Genomic DNA, 22,875 nt, shown 5'->3' with positions numbered 1-22,875 from the left:
GATGACAACCAGGTTTGCACCGATGACAATCGAGTTTTCACCGATGCAAACTGAGTTTGCACCGATGCCAATCGAGGTTGCACCGATGCCAATCGGGTTTGGCATCGCCTGAATTCGGGATGGTCCTCATCCCTCAAGGCTTGAGCAGCGGATCTATTCCTGTAGCGGCTTGTCCACTGGGTGCCACGGTTTGGTACTCCAAGCCGTGTCTTCTCTACCCATGAAAGACACGGCTTGGAGTACCAAACCGTGGCACCCGAACGCTATGGCAAGGCGCGCCCTGCTCTAGCGGACAAAAACCCTGTCGTCTCGCACGCGCTTGTCATCCCGATAGGGAGCCTCAGGCGACATCGAAGTCAGCGTCACCCAACCGCTCCCGGCCCACTCGGCAAGCGGCGGTGGAACCCGTCGCTTGACCGCGCGCCTAAGATCACCTGTCCGAACGCGGACGACAGGAGAAACCGAGCCATGAACCGCATCCTTCAGTACATCAATGCGACGGCCGAGGCCGAAGCCCCGACCGTTTCCGCCCGGCCCAGTTTGACCGAGGACGCCCCGCTGCTCGACGCCTACTCGACCGCCGTCGTGGCGGCGGTGAAGCGGGCCAGCCCGGCGGTGGTCTACATCGAAGTGACGTTGCCGGCGCAAGCCAGTCCCGCCAACGGTCGACCGATGCCGCAGCGGCGGCGCGGGGGCAGTGGGTCGGGCTTCGTCTTCACGCCCGATGGCTTCGTGCTGACCAACAGCCACGTCGTGCACAACGCCGAACAGATCAACGTTACGCTCGCCGACGGCCGCACGGTGCCGGCGACGCTGGTGGGCGACGATCCGGATACGGATTTAGCCGTCATCCACATCAACGCGAGCGGCCTGACGCCCGTGTTGTTCGCCGACTCTGCGGCGCTGCAGGTGGGTCAGCTGGCGATCGCGATCGGCAACCCCTATGGCTTCCAGTACACCGTAACCGCCGGCGTGGTGAGCAACCTCGGCCGGTCGTTTCGCAGCCAAAGCGGGCGGTTGATCGATGACGTGATCCAGACAGACGCCGCGCTGAACCCCGGCAACAGTGGTGGCCCGCTGGTGAACAGCCAGGGCGAGGTGATCGGCGTGAACACCGCCATCATCGCCAGCGCCCAGGGCATCTGCTTCGCCACCCCCGCCAACGCCGCCCAATGGGTGGCGGCCAAGCTGATCAAGGACGGCCGGATCACCCGCGCCTACCTCGGCCTGGCCGGTCAGAACGTGCCGCTGCACCGACGCGTGGTGCGCTTCCACCACCTGGACATCGAGAGCGGCATCCTGGTGACGAACCTGGAGCCGACCGGCCCCGCCACTGCCGGTGGATTGGCCGAGGGCGACGTGGTGATCGCGTTCGAGGGCAAGCCGACGCCGCACATCGACGCGCTCCACCGCCTGCTGACCGGCGACACGATCGGCGAGCCGAAGTCGGTGACCGTGCTGCGGCGCAACGAACTGGTCGACCTGCGCGTGACCCCCGCGGGCACGCAACCGCAGGCAGTGGCGGCGTAGGGCCGGCGGTCGGGATGGCCGCTGCACGCTTGGGTGCGGCGGACGACTTGTGCCAGCAGGACGTGTCATCTCGAGCAAAGCCTAAGGCTGACGGGCAAAAGTGTGTCGCCTCGCGCCCACTTGTCATCCCGATGGGAGCCTAAGGCGACCTGAGGGATCTCGAACCACGGACGTTCTTGGCCGTGGGAGATCCCTCAGGTCGCCAAGGCTCCCATCGGGATGACACGTTGTGGCATTGATTTGATCGCCAACCGGAACCAGCCTGTAAGCATCACGACGGGGCTTTCGCGGCGATGCTGACCTCGATGAAACGCATGCACCGTTCCAGCTCGTAGGCCAGCGTGGGCATCGCCTGTCGCGCATCGTCCAATCGGTTGGCCAGACAGTGCTGTTCGATCTGCGCCACCACCGCGCTCAGCGAGGTCGCCGACAAGTTCGCGGTCGACCCCTTCAGCGCATGTGCAGCCCGGGCCGCCCGTGTCGCGTCGCCGTCGGCCAGGGCCTGCTCGATCGCCTGTACCATGTCCGGCGCCTGGGTCGCGAACAGGTGCAGCATTGCCTTGGCGAACTGCGGATCACCCAAGCAGCGCGTGACGAGCGACTCGAAGTCGATCGGCGCGTTCGCATTGTTGGCAGCAGTTTCCACGGTCGGCACGCTCCTTTGCTGTATGCCAATTTAGCACATCCCGCGTCACGTGCCTTCCCCTGATCCGGCGCCCGCCGGACGGGTCGTTGAAGCAACCAGTGCCGATGCCAGTGTCGACCCAATCCCGATCCTGTACACTCCCGCCCATGGCGTCGCTTCGCACCCGCGCAATCGTCCTCACCAGTGGCGGCCTCGACAGCACCACCTGTCTGGCCATCGCGCGGGCCGAAGGATTCGACGAGCTCTATTCCCTCGCCTTCGACTACGGCCAGCGCCACCGCCACGAGCTGCACGCCGCCCAGCGTGTGGCCACCGACTGGCGCGTGATCGAACACCGCGTGATGCAGATCGATTTGCGTCAGTTCGGCAACAGTGCCCTGACCGCCGACCTTGCCGTCCCCAAAGACCGCAGCGACGCCGCGATGGCGACCGACGTGCCGATCACCTACGTCCCCGCCCGCAACACGATCTTCCTGAGCTACGCGCTGGCCTGGGCGGAAGTGCTGGACCTGGACGACGTCTACATCGGCGTGAACGCTTTGGACTTCAGCGGCTACCCCGACTGCCGCCCCGATTTCGTGGCCGCCTTTCAAGCGATGGCCCGCCTGGGCACCACGCGCACGAACTTCACCGTTCACGCCCCGCTCGTTCACCTGACCAAGGCCCAGATCATCACCCGCGGCGCCGCCCTCGGCGTCGACTACGCCACCACCCACAGCTGCTACGACCCCATCACCCGCGATGGCATCACCCTCGCCTGCGGCCGTTGCGACAGCTGCCAACTTCGCCGAAAGGGTTTTATCGACGCGGGTGTAACGGACCCGACGCGATACAGTTAGAATGGTCTTCAACCGTTCCAGTAAAGGCGGGCCTATGCGAATCGCGACCGTTTGCTTCCTGTTGGCATTGCTGACGCTCGTCGCGCCGTCCCACGCCTGCCTGTGGGACGAAGATACGCTGATCGACGAACAGCGCGGCCTGCCGGAGGTCAGCGCGATTCTGATGGGCAAATGGGAACGCCATTCGCAGTTCTTCTACGAACGTCGCGTGGCCGCAATGACGGCGCTGCTTGAGAACGAGCCGACGAACGCCGCTGCGCTCGACAACCTGGCCGTGGCGTACGAGAAGTTGGGACAGGTCGATAAGGCAATCGAGATCATGCAGCGGAAGGAAACGCTGCTGCCCGGCCAATACACCACCGCGGCCAACCTCGGCACGTTCTACCTGCACGCGGGTGACCTCGACCGCGGGATCGAGCAGATCAAACGGGCGATCGAGATCAACCCCGACGCGCACTTCGGCCGCGAGAAGTATCAGCTGATGGTGGCCGAGTATCTGCGCGACGCACAGGCGGATCCGAAGCTGCTGGACCGCGGTAGTTTTGTGCTGCCGCTGCTGCTGGATGAGAAGGCTTTGAAGGGACTCGACGAAGGCATTCGCAACGGCGTGAACATCGGTTTGCCCGTCTCTGTGCGGCTCGGGCGATTGAAGGACGCCAGCGCCATCGACCCCGCAATCACCGGCATCGTCGGCATGATTCGCTTCGGCACCGGCACCAGCCCCCATTTGCATGCGGCACTAGGCGACCTGCTTGCGGCCAAGGGTGACACGCATCTGGCGTACCGGGCCTATCGCCGCGCGTTCGATTATGTTCACCCGCGGCCAGAGCAGATGAAAGCGAACATGCTCGCCATGCACGGCCGCACGGAACACGATGGCGGCTACGACGACGCCCTCATCGATCGCGAACGTGCGGCCGGCGAGGCGTGGGTGATGGCCTTTCAGGCACATGAAGACGCCCTGCTGCGTGCCGGGCAAGACCCGACCACCGATGCGAACCTCGCCATCTTTTACGACGAACACGGCTCACCACGCGATAGGCCGACCGTCGTCGCCGCGCGCCTTGCCCGCGTGATGCGCCCCGGACTCGGGCACATCACCGCCATCGCGATCGGCAGCGTGCTCGCGTTGTTCGTCGTATCCCGCCTCATGCAACAACGACGACGCCGAGCGACGCCGACGCCACAGTAGAAGCGGTTCCCACAATCGATCTTGCGTTTCGGTGATCTTGAAATCGCCTCCAGCGATTCACATTGACGTGAACTCTGGAATGATCGCAATCCGCGCCCCGTCGACGCGGCGCAATGGCGTCTCGAAGGCGGCCGAGAGGACGTCGGCGCGCAACACCTCATCCGGCACGCCGGTGGCGACCACGGCGCCATCCTTCAGCAGCACCAGTCGATCGGCGACGGCGGCGGCGAGGTTCAGGTCGTGGGAGGCGATCAGCACACCCATGTTGCGCTCGCGCGACAGCGTGCGCGCAAGGGAGACGAGTTCCGCCTGATGTTTTAGGTCGAGGAATGTGTTCGGCTCGTCCAGCAGCAGCGCGGTTGGTTGCTGCACGAGACAGCGGCCGACGAAGACGCGTTGGCGTTGCCCGCCGGACAGTTCGTCCATAGAGCGCGTCAGTAGGTCGGTTAGCCCCAGTTGTGTAGCGACCTCGTGGACGACCTGCACGTCCGCGGCCGATTCGATGCCAAAGGCGCCCAGGTATGGCGACCGCCCGAGCCGCAGCACGTCGAGCACGGTTTGGTCGACGTCGTACACCGGTGATTGCGGCAGGTAGGCGACCGTTCTCGCCAGCTCGCGTTTGGGCCAGTCAGCCAGCGGGCGACCGTTCCAATCGATCTGCCCCGTCGCGATCACATGGCCGAGCAGCGCGCGGATAAGCGTTGACTTGCCGCTGCCGTTGGGGCCAATCAGCGCGACGATTTCGCCCGGCGCCAGCGCGACGGATACGCCGCGCAACACGGGCGTGTCGCGGTAGCCGAAGGTGAGGTTGGTGGCGGTTAGCAGCGACATCGGATTCGACATTCTGGCTCCTCTCTCGGTACTCCGGGAGAGGTTGGGTGAGGGTGATTTCGAACTGCTGACGGCTCTTGGTAGAACGAAATCACCCTCACCCTAACCCTAACCCGGCGTACCGGGAGAGGGGACCGGATCAGTCTATCGCGCCTTTGCGCCTGCGCGAGAGGATCAACAGGAAAAACGGCCCACCAAGCAACCCCGTCAGCACGCCCACGGGCAGCCATGTGCCGGCGGCGTCGCCTTGGGCTAGCCTTCGCGACGCGGCGTCGGCGATCGCCAGCAGCGCGGCGCCGATCGCGGTCGCCACCGGCAGCAGTCGGCGGTGGTCGGAACCGACGATCAGCCTGGCCAAGTGCGGGCAGATCAAGCCAACGAACCCGATCGGCCCGCTGATCGCCACCGCAGACGCCGTCGTGAGCGATGCGACGATTAACACGATCCAGCGCAACCGGTGAATGCGAATGCCGAGCGATTTGGCCTCGCCCGTGCCCAGCCCGGCGGCGTTCAACTGGCCGCTGAGCACCATCAGGATCGCGAAGCCGATCGCGCAGACGATCGTGGCGGCGTAGAGCTGTTCGTCGAGGATGGTCGTCTGGATCGCGCCGACCAGGAACGAGATCGCCCCACCGCTGGCGGAGACGTCTTTAAAGACGAAGTTCAACAGCATGAAGATTGCGCCGTTGACGCTGTTGATGACGACGCCGACGAGCAGCAGCGTGACCGGTTCCAACCTGCCACGCCGCGTGGCGAGCAGGAAGACGATCGCGACCGACAGCAGTGCTCCGACGAACACGAACAACTGCTGGCTGGCCGCGGCCACGCTTGCGGGCAGAATCTGGATGATTGCGTAGACGCTGGGGAATCGCCACAGGTACGCCGCAAGCGAGGCCCCGCTGCTGACGCCCAGCAGGTACGGGTCGGCCAGCGGATTGCGCAGCACCGCCTGGTACGCCACGCCACTGGCCGCCAGCGCCGCGCCGATCAACGAGGCGATCAGCACCATGTCGCGCCGGAACGGCAACTGCGACTCGGTCGGCCAGCCGATCGATCCGGTCGACCCGACGCACAAACACAGGATCGCCGCGATTGCCCAGCCCGCCGTGCAGAGCAGCAGCGTGATCGCGACGCGCGATGCGCTCCAGCGCGCGGCCGCGGTCATCGAACCGCCGGGGTTGGGGATGTCGTGGCGTGCGTCGCGGTGGCAGCCGGTGGATGCAGCGCCGCGGCGAACCGCTCAGCCAGTTCACCGACGCGCCAGCCCGGCAGCAGCGCCCACGGTTCGGTGAGGATGTACACCCGCCCGTTGCGCACGGCCGGCAGGTCGGTCAGCATCGCGAGCGTCGCGCGCGTCTGCTCGACCTCCTGCGGCGTGGCCGCGGGACGCAGCGCGATGATCGCCTCAGGCGCCAGCGCCCGCAGTTGCTCGCGATCCACCTGTGGATACGGCGTCGTCGCGTCCGCCAGCACGTTCATTCCACCGGCGATCGTGAGCAGATCGTCCAGGAACGTTTCGGGCCCGGCGGCGCCCTTGGCGCGGTCGTCGGTCAAGATCAACGTGCGCACCGGTGGCTTGCCCGCAACGCTCGCCGCGACGCGATCAAGCTGGCCGCGGAGCGTGGCGCTGGCTTTTTGCGTGGGGAAGTTCAGCCCGTCGCCGATCTGTTCGATCGTCTTGAAGACCTCGTCGAGCCGATTGTTGCGGATGTTGATGATCGCGATGCCCAGCGAGCTGGCGCGCTGTTGCAGGCCGGGCGGAATGCGATTGGCGTCGAACTGCACGACCATCGCGCCCGGCCGAACCTCAGCGAGCTTTTCCCAGTCGATCGTCTGGTAGTCGCCCACGCGCGGCAGCGCGGCGGTGCGGTCGTCCGCCAGATCGAAATTGCTGACCGCGACCAACCGATCACCCGCGCCCATGCCCAAGATCAGTTCCGACGCCGCCGGTACGAGCGAGGCCACGGTGACGACGCTGGGCTGCGTTGCGCCAGGCGTGGCCGGCGGCGCAACGGGCGTGCGATCGCAGGCGCACAACAGGCCGATCGCGAGCGCGACGATGCCCGTGCGAATCGCGTGAAACTTGCGAGCAGACCGCACGGTTACCCCAGACCGCCGCAGGCGTTGTACGGGAGCACTTCCGCGGGATTTTTCGTGGGTGATTTGGGCCATTCGAGCGGGTTTACCCGATTGCAGGATCGCGCGCGGATGGTAGAGTTGCCCGCTAGCGCTGTCAAACGGCGTCCGACCGCTGGTGGGGACCAGAGAAAATGGAGTTTGCGTATGAGCCAGGAGACCTTCACATCGCGAATCGGCCGTTGGTTCAAGACCGGCAATCGGGTCGACCGGGAACTGCCGCTCGAGAGCGACGCCCAGAACGGCGCCACGCTCGCCACCCGTCCGCGCACCACCTCCAGCGGTGGCGCCAGCTCGTTTTTGCGCCCCTGGGCCAAGCGCGACGAGGCGATCAACAACCTGCAGAACGGCGTCGGCGCATTGGCCGACCTGATGAACGGCATCCGTGAAAACCTGGAGGCCCAGGGCCGCCGGCAGCAGGAATTGCTGTCGTACCTATCGCATCTGCCGGAAGCGCTGCAAGCCCTTCCCGGGGCTGGCCGAATGCAGGGCGAGACGCTGAAGGCGATCCACCAGCAACTGGCGACGCAGAACGGCCAGCAGAACAAGCTTGGCGACATTCTCGAGCGCATCGTGCAGGCTGACAACGAACGTCGTAAGTCGGTCGACGGTTTGCGCGACACGGTCGAGGGCTTGCGCGAGCAGGACGCGGCCATCAGCGAGAACCTCGGCAGCGTGGGCCTGGCGATGCAGCACGTCAGCCGTGCGTCGGAGGCGAGCACGCGCGTGCTGGAACAGATGCGCGAGAACATCACCTCGCGGGACAGCGAGATCCAAGCCCTGATGAACAAGCAGGGCTCGCGGTTCACCTGGTTGCTCTCGATCGCGATCGGCCTGTCGATCCTCGCGCTGGCCGCCGTCGCGGTGGTGGGTTACTTCGGCTATCGCGCGATGATGAACGCGCAGTAGCCGTTCCCTTCGCCTGGCCGCTGATTTCTCTTCTGTAGGACAGGCATTCCTGCCTGTCTCACCCCGTATTGGAAAAACAAAATCCCAAGCCCCAATGCCAAACAAATGACCAAGCTCCAAATCCCAATCGAAAAGACTCCCTGCTCTGTGTCTGCCTCTGTGCCCCCTGTGCCCTCTGTGCCCTCTGTGCCCTCTGTGCCCTCTGTGGTTCAACCTCTTCTTCTCGCCACCTTCGCGGCTCCTTCGCGACCTTCGCGTCTAGCTCTTCTGTGAATACGGGGGGAGAGGCTGACGGGGGAGAGACAGGCAGGAATGCCTGTCCTACAGAAGAGGATCACCGCGCTCCCCCGCCGCTCTGGCCATTCCGCTTTTGCCAACCAGATAGTACGCTTCCCACCCATGAACATCCCCCTGCTGAAGCAACTGTCTGAAACCCCCGGCGTGCCGGGCCGTGAAGAGCGCGTCCGTGAGGTGCTGCGGAAGGAAGCCAAGGGCCTGTTCGACGAAATCACCGTCGATACCATGGGCTCGCTCATCTGCACCAAACGCGGCAAGACCAACGGCGGTGGCAAGGGCAAGGCGGGTGGCGCGGGCAAGGCGGCGCCGCGCGTGCTGTTCGCGTGCCACATGGATGAGATCGGCTTCTACGTACGCCATATTGATGACAAGGGCTTCGTGCGCATCGCCAACGTTGGCGGGTTCGATACGCGCAACCTGCTGGCGCGGCGGGTGCGCATCCAGGCGAAGGATGGCGACCTGATCGGTCTCATGAATCCTGGTGGCCGGCCGATCCACATCGCCAAGGATGAGGACAAGAAGAAGGTCCCCGAGATCGGCGACTTCTTCATCGACCTCTGCCTGCCCGCCGACCAGGTGAAGGCAAAGGTGCGCATCGGCGACCCGGTCACACTGATCCAGGAGTTCGCCGAGATCGGCAATTGCGTCACCGGCAAGTGCCTCGACAACCGCGTCGCCACGTTTGCCATTCTGGAAGCGATGCGCAAGGTGAAGCGGTCGAAGTACGACATCGTGGTCGCGTTCACCGTTCAGGAAGAGGTCGGCCTGCGCGGCGCCGGCCCGGCGGCCTTCGCGATCGAGCCCGATTTGGCGATCGCGATCGATACCACGCTCTGCGTCGACACGCCCGGCGTGCCCGACGACGAACGCGTCAGCAAGCAAGGCGAGGGCGTGGTGATCAAGATCGCCGACGGTTCCGCGATCGCCGACCGGCCGCTGGTCGACGACTTTGTCGCCGTCGCGCAGGAGAACAAGATCCCCTTCCAACTTGGCTTCCTCGCCCGCGGTGGCACCGATACCGGCGCCATGCAACGCACGCGCAACGGCGTGCGCGCAATGAGCCTCTGCGTCCCCACCCGCTACATCCACACCGTGACCGAGTCGATCCACAAGAAGGACCTCCAGTCCGCGATCGACCTCGTGGCGGCGTGGTTGCAGGCGTAGGGCGCTTGCCGCCTCGTCCGCAGAAGGGAATGCAACCGCGGAGACGCGGAGAGCACGGAGACGGAGGGAGAGGACGAGCGCGGTCCATCGATATCAGTGCCCCCTGTCCAACAGGTCGGCTCCGGTCCCTCTCCCGGTACTCCGGGGGAGGCTAGGTGGGGGTGATTTCGAACGGCTGACAACTCAGGAAGAACAAATCACCCTCACCTAACCTCTCCCACGAGTACATGGGAGAGGGACCAGAGGAAACACCGAACCCTCATCTCCCTCCCTCTCCGCGTCTCCGCGGTTCAATGCATTCACTTCGCGATCACGTGCCCAAACGCACGCACCACGTTAGAGTACGCTTTTACATGCGCCGCGCAGTCGCGGCAGGTAACACCCGAGGAACCCAATCATGGCCAGCACCTTAGCCGTTCAGATGTACACGTTGCGCGAGTTCACCAAGACCCCGGCCGACATTGCGTCGACGCTGGCGCGGGTGAAGAAGATGGGTTACAACGCCGTGCAGCTTTCGGCCTTGGGGCCGATCGACCCAGCAGAGCTGGCGAAGATCCTGAAGAACGAGGGGCTGGCGGTCGCCGCGACGCACACGGGTATGGATCGCATGCGCGATCAGACGCAGGCCGTGATCGACGAGCACAAGATGTGGGGCTGCGAACTGACGGCCATCGGTGGCTTCTGGCCCAAGGACGAATGGTCGGCCGAGACGTGGTCGACGTTCATCCGCGAGTACTCCGACATCGCCAGGAAGTTCGCCGGCAGCGGCGTATCGATCGGCTACCACAACCACCACCACGAGTTCCGCAAGGCCGGCGACAAGGTCGCGCTCCGCCGGGTGCTGGAGGAATCTGATCCCTCCGTCTGGATGGAGATCGACACCTACTGGGTCACCGCCGGCGGTGGCGACCCGGCCAAGTGGATCCGCGACTGCAAGGGCCGCATCCCCGCCATCCACCTGAAGGACATGGGCGTGAACGCCGAGAACAAGGCCTTCATGATGGAGGTCGGCGAGGGCAACCTGAACTGGCCCGCGATCATCGACGCCTGCAAGGCCGCCGGCGTGAAGTGGCACATCGTCGAGCAGGACACCTGTTACCGCGACCCGTTCGAAAGCCTGGAGATCAGCCTGCGCAACCTGAAGGCGCTGGGGCTGAGCTAAGGGCGAGACGCGTACCGTCTTATCCCCTCTCCCGGTACACCGGGGGAGGGCCAGGGAGGGGGCGACGCAGGTCGGAGCGCGATGGCGGCCGAGATGGCCCCCTCCCCAATCCTCCCCCGCGAGTACGCGGGAGAGGGAGCCATTCCGCGTCATCTAGAGCAACGCCAACCGAAGATGCGAAAACGAAACCGGCCTGGTCGCTTGAAGCGACCAGGCCGGTAGTGTTTTCTAATCTCGATTCGTTCTTACTTCTCGAACGAGTACGCCGGCGCCGCCTGTGCCGGTTTGCGCAGTTCGGGGACGCGCAGCATCGACTGGCAGTGCTGGCACTTCACCAGCTTGCCGCGTACCTCGTCGGGCACCGACAGGATCTTTCGGCAACGCAGGCTGGGGCAGATAAGTTGAACGGCCATGTCGGGTCTCTCCATGGGTCTTATCGACCGATGCCCGACCACGCTTTAATCAGGTCCAACAATTCTGCTTTCAGTTAAACGGCGTTGGGGCCCCCCCATGTAGTGGCGACGCCTGCGTCGCGGTGCGGCGTAGCCGCAGTATGCCGTTGCAGATCGAATGGAATCGATGCTGCGCATCGACCGCGACGCAGGCGTCGCCACTACATCGTGCTACTCCCCAACTACCTTACGCATCGATTCGGGCAAATCGGCCACCTTCAGCGCCGGGTTCACTTTGTAGGGGTTGTACAGAGGATCAGCCACCAATGCCTGCATCCAGCTAGCCAGCGGACACGTCTTCCAATACACCTCGGCGATCGTCAGCTTCCCCGTCAGCAGCAACGGGAAGAACTCGTTCGGCAATGGAAACGAATGCAAATACGGCTCGGCCACCGCGCCCAGCGTCGCCACCGCGCCGTCCTTCAGCAGCCCCCGGGCCCAGCCGGTCTCTTCGGGGTCGTGCAGCGTCACCAGTTCGAAACTGGCGATGTGCCACGCGACGGCGCCCGGCTTAAATTTCGACGTCGGCACGTACTTGCGCACGCTGTACCAGCCGCAGTAGAGCGCGATGTTCTTCGCGCGGTGCAGCGGCATCAAGGGACCCTCGCGGTCCAGCACCATCGATAGCTTCGTCTTGTCCTGCACCAGCTGGGCGAAGTTCAACAGCGAATCGTTGTAGACGTCGAACGGCTTGTTGCCCTTGTTGAACCCCGCGTCGATCGCGACGGCCCCATTTAGGCCGGTCTTCTCGATGGCGATGGACGTCTCAATCATCTCGCGCGTGCGCTCCGGCGACGGGCCGTCGATCCGGCTGACCATGAGCAGCGGTGGCCCGTTGTACGCCGGCGCCGCGTGATGCAGGAAGTTGGGAGCCCAGCCGTCGCGCAGGTAGCCGCGCGCGAGGATGAGCGACAACTCGTTATCGAGCGCCGACGCGGTCTTGGACGGCGTCAGCCATTGCTGCTGCTGGCGCAGCACGCCCAGTTCGCTCGGCAGGCCGAACCGCGCCGCCGTCTCGCGGGCGGCTGCACGGGCGGTGGCGTCGCCGGGCGCGTCCAGGTGCGTCACCAGCTTCTTCTGGGCTTCCAGCAGTTCCAGTTCAAGCGTGATCGAGTCCTTCGCGCCCGCCGGGCGGGTGGAGGGCGAGACGTCGGTCACCCGGCGGCGCATCATCGTGCCGAAGTCGGCGCTGAAGACCTCCATCACGTCCAGCACCGTTTCCAGCGATTCGCGACGCTCGGCCCGATCGGTCGTTCGCTCGGCGACCTGGGCCGACAGGTTCAGCAGCACCTCGGCCCGGCGAATGGGGTCGGCCGGGAGGTCCTTCGGGATCGCGCTGGGCGCGATCCGCACGGCCAGCGCCTCGATCTCCTGCATCACCTTGTTCAGCTGCGGCCCCACCTCGGCAAGCCGCTCGGTGACCAACTGCAGTTCCGCCTGCTCGTCCTTCGTGGGCGTGTACGGGTGCACGCGCAGGGGCATGCCGTAGAACGTGACGAGGCACTTCACCTTCCCCTCGAGCCCGCGCTCGCGCAACTGCTGCCGTACGGGCGCGACCACGTTCGACTGGTACTGCTCGAACGCGATCTCGTTCCACGTCGGCAGGTCGACCTCGACGATGCGCCCGTCGGGCACCTTGCGCTGCTCGGCGTAGAACGTTGCCAGCTTGACACCGTTCGGATCGTTCTTGTTCACGATCAACAGCAACTCGTCGGCCGTCAGCGCGCCCGCGCTGGCGGGCCACAGCATCGCGATGACGAGGATGAACAATAAGCGTCGCATGAGGGTCCGAACTTAATTTGGAAGCCACCGGCCTGCCGGTCGTCCCGCTCGATTAAAAAGAAGACCACCGGCAAGCCGGTGGCTAAACATGTCGATGCAACTTACGCGCGTGAACGAGAAGCGTTCCCTACACAGAGCGCGCAGCTTCCCCGTCGCTAAATGGAGACTTCGACGGCGTGTCACCGTTGGTCGATTCTTGCGGCAGCTGCTTCTTCTGCGCGTCTTCGATCAATCCGACGAGCGCCTTAATCTCGCGCACGCTTTCGGGGCTACCCCACATCAGCACCCAGTCGACGTGCCAGTTGCAACGTTCGAACGAGCAGCCCTCCAGGTGGTACACCGTCTCACGTAGTATGAGCGTGCAACCGATAAAGTTGCACCGGACGAACGCTTGTCCGCTGATGTAAACGGTTTGATTGGTGAAGGTTTCCCCTTCGTGCTTGGTCAACAGCATTCTTGCTCCCATATGATCGTCGGGGCTCGGCCCAACGGTTTGGGGCATTGAATCATGGAAGCGGTCACCAGAGAATGCCCTTAGCGGAGAAAAATCAGAATGAAAAAGATGAAGTGGATCGCGCTGGGTCTCCTGGCGCTTGTCGTGGTGGTTGTGGTCGTCGTCCTGGTCAACCTGAACTCGATCGTCCGGCGGACGGTCGAGACGCAGTCGACCGCCAACCTGAAGGTGCCGGCGTCGCTGGAGAGCGCGGCCGTCTCCATCCTCGGCGGTGACGTCTCGCTGCGGGACTACAAGGTGGGCTCGCCCACCGGGTACAACGCCGAGCACATGCTGACCCTGGGCGCGCTCGACGTCGACACGAGTTGGGGCGGCCTGCGCAGCGACCCGGTTTCGATCAACGAGATCGCGATCGCCAACCCCACGCTCGTGCTGGAGATGAACGGCAAGAACTTCAACATTAAGAAGTTCATCGAAAACCTGCCCCAGACCGACGACGCGCCCGCTAACGAAGAACCGCTGAAGCTGATCATCAACAAGCTGAACGTCACCGGCGCCAAAGTGCTGTTTCGCCCGGACGTGACGGCGCTGGCGGCATTGCCCGGTGGCCTGGGCGAAGGCGTGGCCGACAAGATCAAGCAGGAGTACGTGCTGAACATCCCCGATTTGTCGATGGCCGACATCGGCACCGGCGAGGGCAACGCCAACGGCGCCGCGGTGAAGGACGTCGTGACGCAACTGATCACCACGCTCGCCGGCCGCGCCAGCGAGTCGCAGGACCTGCCGCCGGAACTGCGAATGCTGCTGTCGGGCGATTTGTCGAGCATGACCGCGATGCTGAAGGAAAAGGGCATGGCCGAGGCGAGCAAACGCATCGCCGCGGTCACCGATGAGCTGAAGACGAAGCTGACAAACGAGCTGGGCCCGCAGGGCGCGCAGGTGCTGGACGCGCTGAAGAACCCCGACACCGCCAAGGACGCCGCCCGCGGCGCCGTTGAATCGGCCAAGGGCGAAGCGAAAGGTGCCGCCACGCGGGCCGTCAACGACCTGCTGGGCGGGCTGGGCGACAAGAAGACTCCGACGACGCGGCCGTAGGGGGAAGTGAAGACGGCCTCCGGTCCCTCTCCCATGTACTCATGGGAGAGGTTAGGTGAGGGTGATTTGCTTTTGACGAGAGCCGTCAGCAATTCAAAATCACCCTCACCTAGCCTCTTCCGGCGTACCGGGAGAGGGACCGGAGCACGAATCCTCCAACTTTAAAGGACGATGGTCCTTCTCAACTTTAGACGTCCGCCCTCCGCCTTTTAACCATGCGTATCACGTTCTTCATCAACCGGGCCGATCTCTCCGGCGCCACGCGCGTCGTCGCGATCTACGCGGATCGATTGAAGCGGCGTGGGCATGAAGTGGTTGTCGTCTCGCGCTCGTTCAATCCACCCACGATGAAGGACCGGCTGCAGCGATGGATGGGCCGCCGTCCCACCGATCCACTGGCGGGCCCATCGCACCTGGATGGAACAGAGATCGACCACCGCACGATCGACGGACGGCGGCCCCCGGAGGCCCGTGATCTGCCGAACGCCGACGTGATTGTCGCCGCCACCTGGGAGGCCGCCGAGCTCATTCAGCCACTGCCACGGCATGCCGGGGCGAAGGTTTACTTCGTGCAGAACCACGAGGTGCACGCGGGGCTGCCCATCGAGCGCGTCGAGGCAACGTGGCGCGCGCCGATGCACAAGATCGTGATCGCCCAATGGTTGGCCGATCTGGCGAAGCATCGCTTTGGCGACCGAGACGTGTCGCTGGTGCCGAACAGCGTGGACACGACGCTCTTCCACGCCCCGCCGCGCCAGAAGCAGGACGTGCCGACGGTCGGGCTGATGTACTCGACGGCGACGTTCAAGGGGTGCGACATCAGCGTGCGCGCCTTCGAGATGGCGCGCGAGCGCGTCCGCGGTTTGCGCCTCGTGGCGTTCGGCAACACCACCCCGCGTCCCCCCGTGCTGCTGCCGGCCGGGACACGGTTCGCGTATCAACCGCCGCAGGAGACGTTGCGCGATACGTACGCCAGCTGCGACGCGTGGCTGTTCGCCAGTCGCAGCGAGGGGTTCGGTCTGCCGATTCTGGAGGCGATGGCCTGCCGTACGCCCGTCATCGCCACCCCCGCCGGCGCCGCGCCGGAACTGCTGGCGTCGCAGGGTGGCATCCTCGTCCACCCCGAGCACTGCGAAAGCATGGCCGACGCCATCATCCGCATCGCCCAAATGCCCAACGCCGACTGGACCACCATGGCCGACCGCGCGTACGCCACCGCCACCCGCTACACGTGGGACCAGGCGACCGATCGTTTCGAGACGGCACTGGAACGGGCGCTGGCCAAGCAGAACAATCCCACGTCGCGGGCGTCGAAATAGGCACAGCCATAACGTGCCGCCGGTCCCCTTCCCACCGGGCGAGCGTTAGGCACGGTCTGACGGACCGAATGCGTCAGCGCCCCAGGCGCTCAAGTGTCATCCAGATGGGAGGCTAAAGGCTGGCGGACAGAAACCCATGTCATCCCGAAGGGAGCGGTAGCGACCTGAGGGATCTCCCAGCGGCTGACGCGTGTCCGTCTTTCGAGATCCCTCGGGTCGCTACGGCTCCCCTCGGGATGACACACGTCTAGCTGGGCGTCGTTTGCATCGTCGCACCCTCACCCCTGCCCTCGCCGGACGGGAGAGGGAGTGGTCACTCGTTCTGCTGCAGCTTTGCGTCGTTATGACGCCGCCCCGCCGATTCTCGCGATTGTCATGGTCTGCCGGTCCCCCTACAGTCTGACCGGGAAGCGAGGATCGCCGTTCGATGTCACAAAGCGTCTTGCCGAGCGATCTACCGCAGGGGGCAAACTCGATGTTGCGCGCGTTGCGGTCGCGAGATTACCGCCTGTTCTTCGGCGGGCAGGGGATCTCGCTGATCGGCACGTGGCTGACGCGCGTCGCGACCAGTTGGTTGGTCTACCAGCTCATCCAACCCACCACCGAGGCCAACGCCGCCTGGATGCTGGCGGTGGTGACGTTCGCCGGGCTCATCCCCACGCTGCTGCTGGCCCCGGTGGCGGGCGTGATCGTCGACCGGCACGACCGCATGCGCGTGATGCTGATCACGCAGGTGCTGGCGCTCGTGCAAAGCGCTGTGCTGGCGGCCCTGGCGCTGGCGGGCATCATCACGGTCACTCACGTGATCATCCTTCAAGTGTTTCAAGGCGTCATCAACGCGTTCGACGCGCCGGCGAGGCAGGCGCTGACCGTCGACCTGGTCGACCGCCGCGAGGACCTGTCCAACGCCATCGCGCTCAACAGCGCCATGTTCAACGGCGCCCGCCTGCTGGGCCCGGTGGTGGCGGCGGCGATCCTGGCGCGCGCCAACCCCGGCTGGTGCTTCGTCATCGACGCCGTCAGCTACGTCGCCGTCGTCGCCACGCTGCTGATGCTGCGCAACCGCCCACGGCGGGTGATCGCGCGCCAGCGCAAACGGCCGTTGCAGGAACTGGGCGACGGCTTCCGGTACGCGTTCGGTTCGCCACCCGTGCGGGCGCTGCTGCTGTTGGCAAGCATGGTCAGCATGCTCAGCATGTCGATGCAAACGCTGCTGCCGATCTTCTCGACGCGGCTGCAATCGCAGTGGGACGCCGCCCACGCCTACGGCGCGCTGCTGACCGCGATGGGCGCTGGCGCCTTAGGCGCCACGGTTTACCTGGCGAAGCGCAAGACCGTGGTCGGCCTGGGCCGCGTCATCTGGGTTTCGGCCGGCCTCCTGGGCGTGGCGATGGTGATGTTCTCGTTCACCACCAACCTCCTGCCCGCCCTGCCCCTGGTGGCGCTCGCCGGCGCCGCGATGATCACCACGATGGCGGGCTCGAACACGATTCTGCAGACGATCGTCGACGACGACATGCGCGGCCGACTGATGAGCTTCTTCACGATGGCCGTCATGGGCATGGCGCCGTTCGGCAGCCTGCTGGCGGGCCAGCTCACCAAGTGGTTCGAGGTCACCGGCTCGGTCTTCATCGCCGGCACGATCTGCTTCGCCGGCGCATTGCTGTTCGCGATGAAGTTGCCGTCGCTGCGCCCGATGGTGCGAAAGATCTACGTCGCCAAGGGCATCCTGCCGGAGATCGCGACCGGTCTGCGCGCCGCGACGGACGCGACGACCACGCCGGATTGAAGATGGAAACCCCAAGCCCCAATGCCAAACAGATGACCAAGCACCAATGACCAATGGAAGCGGTCGACATGCGCAGACTGTCATCCCGATGGGAGCGGTAGCGACCTGGGGGATCTCGTCTATCTAACGACGCCCGCCAATGGGAGATCCCTCGCGTCGCTACCGCTCCCCTCGGGATGACAGCCCGTGCAATCGGCCTGCTTCCTTTGGGATTTGGAACTTGGTCATTTGTTTGGCATTGGGGCTTGGGATTTTTCCTCCCCTCCATCGCCGCACATTCGCCATTCCCCTCCATCCCCACTATAAATCCCGCGTGCTGCCGCCCGACCTTGAACATTCGCTGCGCGACCTGCCCCGCATCGGCACGCAGGTGAAGGATCGGGGATACCGCGAGATCTGGCGGTTCGAGCACCGCGGCAAGGCGTACTTCCTCAAGTTCTACCCCAAGCACGGCTGGCGCGATTACTTCCGCAGGCTCTTTCGCGGCAGCCCGGCGCTGGCGGAGTTCGCACGGCTGCAACTGCTGCAGAAGGCCAACATCCCCGCGCCGCGGGCCGTCGCGACGCTGGTGAACTTTCGACTGGCCGACCGCGTGGGCGACGCCGTCGTACTGGAAGCGATCGAGCCGTCGATCTCGCTGGATGCCTACCTGCTGCAGCATCAGATGAACGGCACGCGCGCGCCCGATCACCTGCGTCTGGCGCGCGAGGTCCGCCAGCTCGTGCAGCAACTGGACCAGGCTGGGCTGGGTCACGATGACCTGCACCTGGGCAACTTCCTGATCGCCGGTGGCAAGCTGTACCTGATGGACGGTTACGCCGTGAAGGCCGGTGGCATGCGGCGTGACCACCTGCTGCTGCTGGGCCACAGCGCCGCGCCCTTCGCGACCACCACCGACCTGCTGCGCGGCTGGTACGCGCTCGGCGACGGTGGGCCGATGCCCACCACCAATCGCCTCAGCCTGCGCCTGTGGCGCGGCATGATCAAACGCGTGAAGACCGACAACCGCTACTTCGGCCGGCTCGTCACCGACACGTGGCGCGGGGTGTTCGTGAAGCGCTCGGTGCCGCGGCCATGGTCTGCCGCCAGCGCGATGGAGTTCGAACAGACCGATTGGGCACGCGCCTGGCCCACGCTGCTGAAGCGCATGGAGGCCGACGAGTTTCAGATACTGAAGCGCAGCCCGAGCGGCGATGTGCTCGCAGGCGAGTTGGTCGTGGGTGGGCGGCCGATCGAGATCATCGTGAAGCGCCCACGGCGGCGCTATTGGTACCGCTACCTGAACGAGATCGGCCGCGGCAGCCGCCCGCGCCGGGCGTGGGTGAAGGCATGGCGTGCGCTGCATCGCGGCCTGCCGACCGCGTGGCCGTTGCTGTTGATGGAACGCCGGCGATTCGGGTACGTGGTCGACGCGGTCGTCGTCTTCGAACGCGTGCCCGGCGAAGTCCTATCGCGCGCAGACCTGAACGCACTGGACACCGATGCCCGCGACCGACTCTTCCGCCGGGCCGGACGCGTGTTAAGGCGGATCGAGTCGTTCGGCTGGTCGCACTTCGACGCCAAGAACAGCAACTGGATCGTCCAGCGCGACGCGCCCGGCGGCCCGTACGCGATCATGGTCGACATCGAAGGCATCCGCCGGCGCCGCTGGGTCGCCCTGGGCATCCAACGCCTGCTGAAGAGCATGCTGCGTCACCCGCAGTACACGCCCGCCGATTCGCTGGCGTTGTGCCAGGGCTACGCACCCCGCGCCCCGCTCGCGCTGTCGCCACCCGATGGCGACGCGGCGGACGCTATCGAGCCTACGCGTGATGCTGTCGCGGATGAGACCGCGCGCTAAGTCGCCTTCAACGCAGAGGCGCGGCGGGCGCGCGGAGAACGCCGAGCGTTTCTTATCGCGCATGAATGCAAAGCTCGTCATCCTGAGAGGGTGTCAAAGGACAGTGCCGCTTCGGCTCCGACCGTAGCATGGGCGTCCCGCCCATGGAGCCGCGGTACCCCGCGGTGTCGGGCCGTACTCGGTCCGAGTGAAAGAGCGCAAGCGATCTGCTCTTCCATTGGTGCTCGCAGATCCTTCGCTGGCGCGACTGCTGATTCGGATGGCGTACCATCCGACGCGTCGGGGTACCGACGCCATGGGCGAGCCGCCCATGCTACGGTGAAGACCGGTCGCGAGCGTGCTCTTTAAAACCCTCTGAGGTACTCCGAAGGAGCTCCCCCGTATTCGCTTGACCAAAGAATGAGATCCTTGGAGTACCTCAGGATGACGATATTGCAGTAGGTGCACGTGGACTATTTTTCCGATCCTCTCCTCTTCCTCCGCGCGCCCTCAGCGCCTCCGCGTTGAACTGTATTACCCATCCTGCCCTTCCCGCCCAACGTTCATCCACAACGCGGGCTAAAGTTGTCCACATCACTTCCACACTCACTGTGCGTTTGCGCCTGCTTTTCAAAGCGACGCGGCCCAAAAGGGGTCTGACGCGGCTGAATCGCACGCCGATTCTGCGCCTGCTTTGCGCCGCAAAGTATCGCGTTGATTCGAGCGCGTTTGGAACTATCTTCCGCCCTCGACCTAGCCAAGGAGGGCTGAAGAAATGGGACGAATTCTGATTGTTGACGATTGCCTCGAACAATGTATTCCACTGCTGCGCCTGATGCACCAGACCGGTCATGCCGCCGCGTGCGTGAGCACGGGTGAGACGGCACTCGGCATGGTGCGCCTGACCAAGCCCGACCTCGTGTTGCTCGACGCGATGATGCCCGACATGGACGGCACGCAGGTGCTGCGCGAGATCCGCAGCGACCCGCTCACCGCCGACCTGCCGGTCATCATGTACACGTCGCTGTCCGACACGGCGTTCCACGACCACCTGCGCAGCCTGGGCGCCAGCGACTGCTGGGTAAAGGCCACGCTCGGCTTCGACGAGATGGAAGAGCGCTTCACGCGCCTGCTGCCGGTCGAGGCGATGATTCATTAGCGACGGGCGATCTGGGCGCGACGCGGATCAGTGGGATGGCCGCGTCGCAAGTGTGTGCGGCGCGAGCGGCGATGACTGCCGCTCGCGCCGCTTTTTTACGCGCGCGGGCGTCCTTCGGATCGGCGAGACCGTAAGCGTTCAGGAACTCGTCATCCTGAGAGAGTGATAAGAACAATGCCGCGCCCCCTCCGACCGTAGCATGGGCGTCTCGCCCATATCCGTCAGCAGGACAATCGATGGGACTCAGGCCAACCCGATTCGACTGAAATGGCTCTGACAGACAATCAGCCTCGGCCTCAAGACAGTCATGGGCGAGACGCCCATGCTACGGTGAAAAACGAGCAGCACCGTGTTCTTTAACGCCCTCTGAGGTACTCCGAAGGATCTCTTCCGTCCCAAGTACGAATACATGGAGATCCTTCGGAGTACCTCAGGATGACGGTTGAGAGCTAATGCCGCCCATGGTTGCAGCGCGGTCACACGCGGAAGATCGCGCCCATCTTCTTGCCGAGCAGCGCGCTGGCCGACAGGATCGTCAGCGTCAGCAGCACCATCGCCCACACGCCGAGGGCGCTGGCGATATAGAGGCCGTCGCCGAGGCGTTGGCTGAGTTCCCAGATGGCTTTGGTGATCGGGTAGAAACGGCTCGTTTGCGCCAGGATCAGCGAATCGCTGACCTCCAGCATCGCGAACGCGAACGCCATGAGTGCGCCGGCCAGCAGGTTAGCCAGGATGAGCGGCACCACGATCCGCCGCAGCACGGTGACGCGCGACGCGCCGAGGTTCGCCGCCGCCAGTTCCAAATCTTGGGGCGTCTGCTGCAAGCCCGCGGCGGCGCTGCGCACGATGTACGGCAAGCGCCGAGCGGCGTAGGCGAGGATGAGCAGGACGACCGGGTTCTTCTGCACGTCGAGCCAGTTCGGGACGTCGCTGCCGAGCTTCTGCTTGAAGAAGTTGCTGATCGACAAATACCCGAACGCCAGCACCAGCCCCGGCACCGCCAGTGGCAGCATGGCGAGCGAATCGATCAGCCCGCGGTACGGTACCTTGCTGCGCACGATGACGACCGCGGCGGCCATGCCAACGACCAGACCGACCAGCGTCGCCGTGCCGGCGTACCGGATGCTGTTCCAGACGCTGGGCAGCGCCAGTTCGTCCTCCAGCGCCTGCATGTAGTGCGACGCCGTGATCTCGCGCGGCAGCACCGACCGGTACCACGCGCCCGTCTCGCTGATGCTGGTGAGAATGACCGACAGGTGCGGAAGCACCGCCAGCCCGAACACGATCACGAACGGCGCCAGCGCCGCCGCGGCGCGCCAGCCGCGCAGCTTCACGGGCGTGAACATCGTGCTGGCCTTGGTGGTGGCAGCATCGAAACTGCGGCCGAGCACGACCTTGCCGATGAGGTACAGCAGCGTCGAGCAGAACAGCATCACCACCACCAAGGCATACGGCAGTGGGTTATCCAGCTCGGTGATCTGGTTGAACACCTGCACCGGCGTCACGTCGTAAAACTGGAACATGAGCGGCGTGCCCAGCTCGGTGAAGCTCCAGATCAGCACGAGCGTGCAACCGGCGAACAACCCCGGCCGAATGAGCGGTAGCGTGATGCGGCGGAAGATCGTCCAGCGGCTCGCGCCGAGGTTGGCGGCCGCCTGCTCCATCGCGGGGTCGATGTTCGCCAGTGCCGCCTGCACGTTCAGCAGCATGATCGGGTAGAGCGACAGCGATTCCACGACCACCACGCCGAACAAACGTAAGTTGCCTAACCAATCGATGCCCGTGCCGTCCCCGCCTCCCACGATCTGCGTGAGTGGCCCGAACCGGCTCAGCACCAGCCGCATGCCGACGGCGCCCACGAACGGTGGCAGAATCATCGGCACCAGCGCCAGCCCACCCATGATGCCGCGGCCCGGGAACTCGTAGCGCACGCTGAGGATCGCCAACGGTAGCGCGATCACGAGCGTCAGCAATGTGGTGAGGACGGCGATGATCGTCGAGTTCATCAGCCCGCGGAGCTGCACCGGGTTGGTCAAAACGAGGCGCAGGTACTCGGTGGTGAAGTCGCCGTTCTTGTCCGTGAACCCCGTCGCGACGACGTTTAAAATAGGCCAGATTAGGAAGACGGCGAAGAAAATCAGCAATAATACCGACAAGAACGTGTGGAACGGCGACGCCCTTCCGACCATCGGCAACGCCGACCAACGAAACCGCGCCGGTGGCTTGATGACGGGGAGCAGCGGTTGCGTGTTGGCGGTGGTCATGGGTGAAAGTCTCGAGGGTGTTGCGCTTGCGGCGCC

Annotated in this window: 19 protein-coding genes; 11 read left to right on the top strand and 8 right to left on the bottom strand. The window is 64.8% G+C overall.

The genetic code is table 11. The annotated features are described in order from the left end of the window. The first annotated feature begins 468 nt into the window (after positions 1 to 468). Positions 469 to 1,530, top strand: a complete 1,062-nt coding sequence (locus tag VGN72_20790; protein HEV7301787.1) for a trypsin-like peptidase domain-containing protein — start codon at positions 469 to 471, stop codon at positions 1,528 to 1,530. 271 nt (positions 1,531 to 1,801) lie between these two features. Here VGN72_20790 and VGN72_20785 read toward each other — a convergent pair whose 3' ends face one another. Next, positions 1,802 to 2,176 (bottom strand): Hpt domain-containing protein, encoded by a 375-nt coding sequence (locus VGN72_20785; protein ID HEV7301786.1) that lies wholly within the window; start codon positions 2,174 to 2,176, stop codon positions 1,802 to 1,804. Positions 2,177 to 2,322: 146 nt separating this feature from the next. Between VGN72_20785 and queC the strand changes: the two genes are divergently transcribed. Then, positions 2,323 to 3,015: a 7-cyano-7-deazaguanine synthase QueC gene (gene queC / locus VGN72_20780; protein ID HEV7301785.1), complete on the top strand. Its 693-nt coding sequence runs from the start codon at positions 2,323 to 2,325 to the stop codon at positions 3,013 to 3,015. Between the two features lie 34 nt (positions 3,016 to 3,049). Beyond that, a complete protein-coding gene (locus VGN72_20775) occupies positions 3,050 to 4,207 on the top strand; it encodes a tetratricopeptide repeat protein (protein HEV7301784.1) in 1,158 nt (385 codons plus the stop codon). Positions 4,208 to 4,264: 57 nt separating this feature from the next. Here VGN72_20775 and VGN72_20770 read toward each other — a convergent pair whose 3' ends face one another. The 3 genes from VGN72_20770 to VGN72_20760 all read right to left on the bottom strand — a co-directional run bounded on the left by VGN72_20770 (position 4,265) and on the right by VGN72_20760 (position 7,138). After that, positions 4,265 to 5,050 (bottom strand): ABC transporter ATP-binding protein, encoded by a 786-nt coding sequence (locus VGN72_20770; GenBank protein ID HEV7301783.1) that lies wholly within the window; start codon positions 5,048 to 5,050, stop codon positions 4,265 to 4,267. A 127-nt stretch (positions 5,051 to 5,177) separates the two neighbouring features. Next, positions 5,178 to 6,203, bottom strand: a complete 1,026-nt coding sequence (locus tag VGN72_20765; protein ID HEV7301782.1) for an iron ABC transporter permease — start codon at positions 6,201 to 6,203, stop codon at positions 5,178 to 5,180. Beyond that, on the bottom strand, positions 6,200 to 7,138 hold the full coding sequence (locus VGN72_20760) for a helical backbone metal receptor (GenBank protein HEV7301781.1): 939 nt from the start codon (positions 7,136 to 7,138) through the stop codon (positions 6,200 to 6,202). The genes VGN72_20765 and VGN72_20760 overlap by 4 nt, the downstream gene beginning before the upstream one ends. 183 nt (positions 7,139 to 7,321) lie before the next feature. On the opposite strand from VGN72_20760, the gene VGN72_20755 reads away from it, so the two are divergent. The 3 genes from VGN72_20755 (at position 7,322) to VGN72_20745 (ending at position 10,706) form a co-directional block, all read left to right on the top strand. Next, entirely contained in the window at positions 7,322 to 8,083 is a 762-nt protein-coding gene (locus VGN72_20755) for a hypothetical protein (GenBank protein HEV7301780.1), read from the top strand. A 399-nt stretch (positions 8,084 to 8,482) separates the two neighbouring features. Continuing rightward, the gene (locus tag VGN72_20750; GenBank protein ID HEV7301779.1) at positions 8,483 to 9,544 is read left to right on the top strand and encodes a M20/M25/M40 family metallo-hydrolase; all 1,062 of its coding nucleotides are present in this window, start codon (positions 8,483 to 8,485) and stop codon (positions 9,542 to 9,544) included. A gap of 397 nt (positions 9,545 to 9,941) precedes the next feature. After that, entirely contained in the window at positions 9,942 to 10,706 is a 765-nt protein-coding gene (locus VGN72_20745) for a sugar phosphate isomerase/epimerase (protein ID HEV7301778.1), read from the top strand. 245 nt (positions 10,707 to 10,951) lie between these two features. On the opposite strand, the gene VGN72_20740 is transcribed toward VGN72_20745, so the two are convergent. From VGN72_20740 to VGN72_20730, 3 genes are all read right to left on the bottom strand, one after another. Beyond that, complete coding sequence (locus VGN72_20740) at positions 10,952 to 11,119, bottom strand: hypothetical protein (protein HEV7301777.1); 168 nt, start codon at positions 11,117 to 11,119, stop codon at positions 10,952 to 10,954. A gap of 210 nt (positions 11,120 to 11,329) precedes the next feature. Then, positions 11,330 to 12,940 (bottom strand): TIGR03790 family protein, encoded by a 1,611-nt coding sequence (locus VGN72_20735; protein ID HEV7301776.1) that lies wholly within the window; start codon positions 12,938 to 12,940, stop codon positions 11,330 to 11,332. 127 nt (positions 12,941 to 13,067) lie between these two features. Beyond that, a complete protein-coding gene (locus tag VGN72_20730; GenBank protein HEV7301775.1) occupies positions 13,068 to 13,394 on the bottom strand; it encodes a hypothetical protein in 327 nt (108 codons plus the stop codon). A 99-nt stretch (positions 13,395 to 13,493) separates the two neighbouring features. On the opposite strand from VGN72_20730, the gene VGN72_20725 reads away from it, so the two are divergent. The 5 genes from VGN72_20725 to VGN72_20705 all read left to right on the top strand — a co-directional run bounded on the left by VGN72_20725 (position 13,494) and on the right by VGN72_20705 (position 20,575). Next, entirely contained in the window at positions 13,494 to 14,489 is a 996-nt protein-coding gene (locus VGN72_20725; protein HEV7301774.1) for an AsmA family protein, read from the top strand. A 215-nt stretch (positions 14,490 to 14,704) separates the two neighbouring features. Further along, entirely contained in the window at positions 14,705 to 15,808 is a 1,104-nt protein-coding gene (locus VGN72_20720) for a glycosyltransferase family 4 protein (protein HEV7301773.1), read from the top strand. Positions 15,809 to 16,235: 427 nt separating this feature from the next. Further along, positions 16,236 to 17,597 carry an MFS transporter gene (locus VGN72_20715; GenBank protein ID HEV7301772.1) on the top strand — a complete coding sequence of 454 codons (1,362 nt, stop codon included), beginning with the start codon at positions 16,236 to 16,238 and terminating at the stop codon, positions 17,595 to 17,597. A 313-nt stretch (positions 17,598 to 17,910) separates the two neighbouring features. Then, complete coding sequence (locus VGN72_20710) at positions 17,911 to 19,437, top strand: lipopolysaccharide kinase InaA family protein (protein ID HEV7301771.1); 1,527 nt, start codon at positions 17,911 to 17,913, stop codon at positions 19,435 to 19,437. 754 nt (positions 19,438 to 20,191) lie between these two features. Continuing rightward, positions 20,192 to 20,575, top strand: coding sequence for a response regulator (locus tag VGN72_20705; GenBank protein HEV7301770.1), 384 nt, complete (start codon positions 20,192 to 20,194; stop codon positions 20,573 to 20,575). Between the two features lie 476 nt (positions 20,576 to 21,051). Here the strand turns inward: VGN72_20705 and VGN72_20700 are convergent, their stop codons facing one another. Continuing rightward, positions 21,052 to 22,839 carry an iron ABC transporter permease gene (locus VGN72_20700; GenBank protein ID HEV7301769.1) on the bottom strand — a complete coding sequence of 596 codons (1,788 nt, stop codon included), beginning with the start codon at positions 22,837 to 22,839 and terminating at the stop codon, positions 21,052 to 21,054. Between the last annotated feature and the right edge of the window lie 36 nt (positions 22,840 to 22,875).

It is taken from the genome of Tepidisphaeraceae bacterium, assembly GCA_035998445.1.
In the GTDB taxonomy this organism is placed as follows: Bacteria; Planctomycetota; Phycisphaerae; order Tepidisphaerales; family Tepidisphaeraceae; genus DASYHQ01.
The sequence above is the reverse complement of the archived record's forward strand: the minus strand, read 5'-3'. Positions and strand labels throughout refer to the sequence as shown.

Coding starts and splice junctions, on each gene's coding strand:
- VGN72_20790 (HEV7301787.1), top strand. CDS start 469: ATGAACCGCATCCTTCAGTACATCAATGCGACGGCCGAGGCCGAAGCC.
- queC (HEV7301785.1), top strand. CDS start 2,323: ATGGCGTCGCTTCGCACCCGCGCAATCGTCCTCACCAGTGGCGGCCTC.
- VGN72_20775 (HEV7301784.1), top strand. CDS start 3,050: ATGCGAATCGCGACCGTTTGCTTCCTGTTGGCATTGCTGACGCTCGTC.
- VGN72_20770 (HEV7301783.1), bottom strand. CDS start 5,050: ATGTCGAATCCGATGTCGCTGCTAACCGCCACCAACCTCACCTTCGGC.
- VGN72_20765 (HEV7301782.1), bottom strand. CDS start 6,203: ATGACCGCGGCCGCGCGCTGGAGCGCATCGCGCGTCGCGATCACGCTG.
- VGN72_20755 (HEV7301780.1), top strand. CDS start 7,322: ATGAGCCAGGAGACCTTCACATCGCGAATCGGCCGTTGGTTCAAGACC.
- VGN72_20750 (HEV7301779.1), top strand. CDS start 8,483: ATGAACATCCCCCTGCTGAAGCAACTGTCTGAAACCCCCGGCGTGCCG.
- VGN72_20745 (HEV7301778.1), top strand. CDS start 9,942: ATGGCCAGCACCTTAGCCGTTCAGATGTACACGTTGCGCGAGTTCACC.
- VGN72_20740 (HEV7301777.1), bottom strand. CDS start 11,119: ATGGCCGTTCAACTTATCTGCCCCAGCCTGCGTTGCCGAAAGATCCTG.
- VGN72_20735 (HEV7301776.1), bottom strand. CDS start 12,940: ATGCGACGCTTATTGTTCATCCTCGTCATCGCGATGCTGTGGCCCGCC.
- VGN72_20730 (HEV7301775.1), bottom strand. CDS start 13,394: ATGCTGTTGACCAAGCACGAAGGGGAAACCTTCACCAATCAAACCGTT.
- VGN72_20725 (HEV7301774.1), top strand. CDS start 13,494: ATGAAAAAGATGAAGTGGATCGCGCTGGGTCTCCTGGCGCTTGTCGTG.
- VGN72_20720 (HEV7301773.1), top strand. CDS start 14,705: ATGCGTATCACGTTCTTCATCAACCGGGCCGATCTCTCCGGCGCCACG.
- VGN72_20715 (HEV7301772.1), top strand. CDS start 16,236: ATGTCACAAAGCGTCTTGCCGAGCGATCTACCGCAGGGGGCAAACTCG.
- VGN72_20705 (HEV7301770.1), top strand. CDS start 20,192: ATGGGACGAATTCTGATTGTTGACGATTGCCTCGAACAATGTATTCCA.
- VGN72_20700 (HEV7301769.1), bottom strand. CDS start 22,839: ATGACCACCGCCAACACGCAACCGCTGCTCCCCGTCATCAAGCCACCG.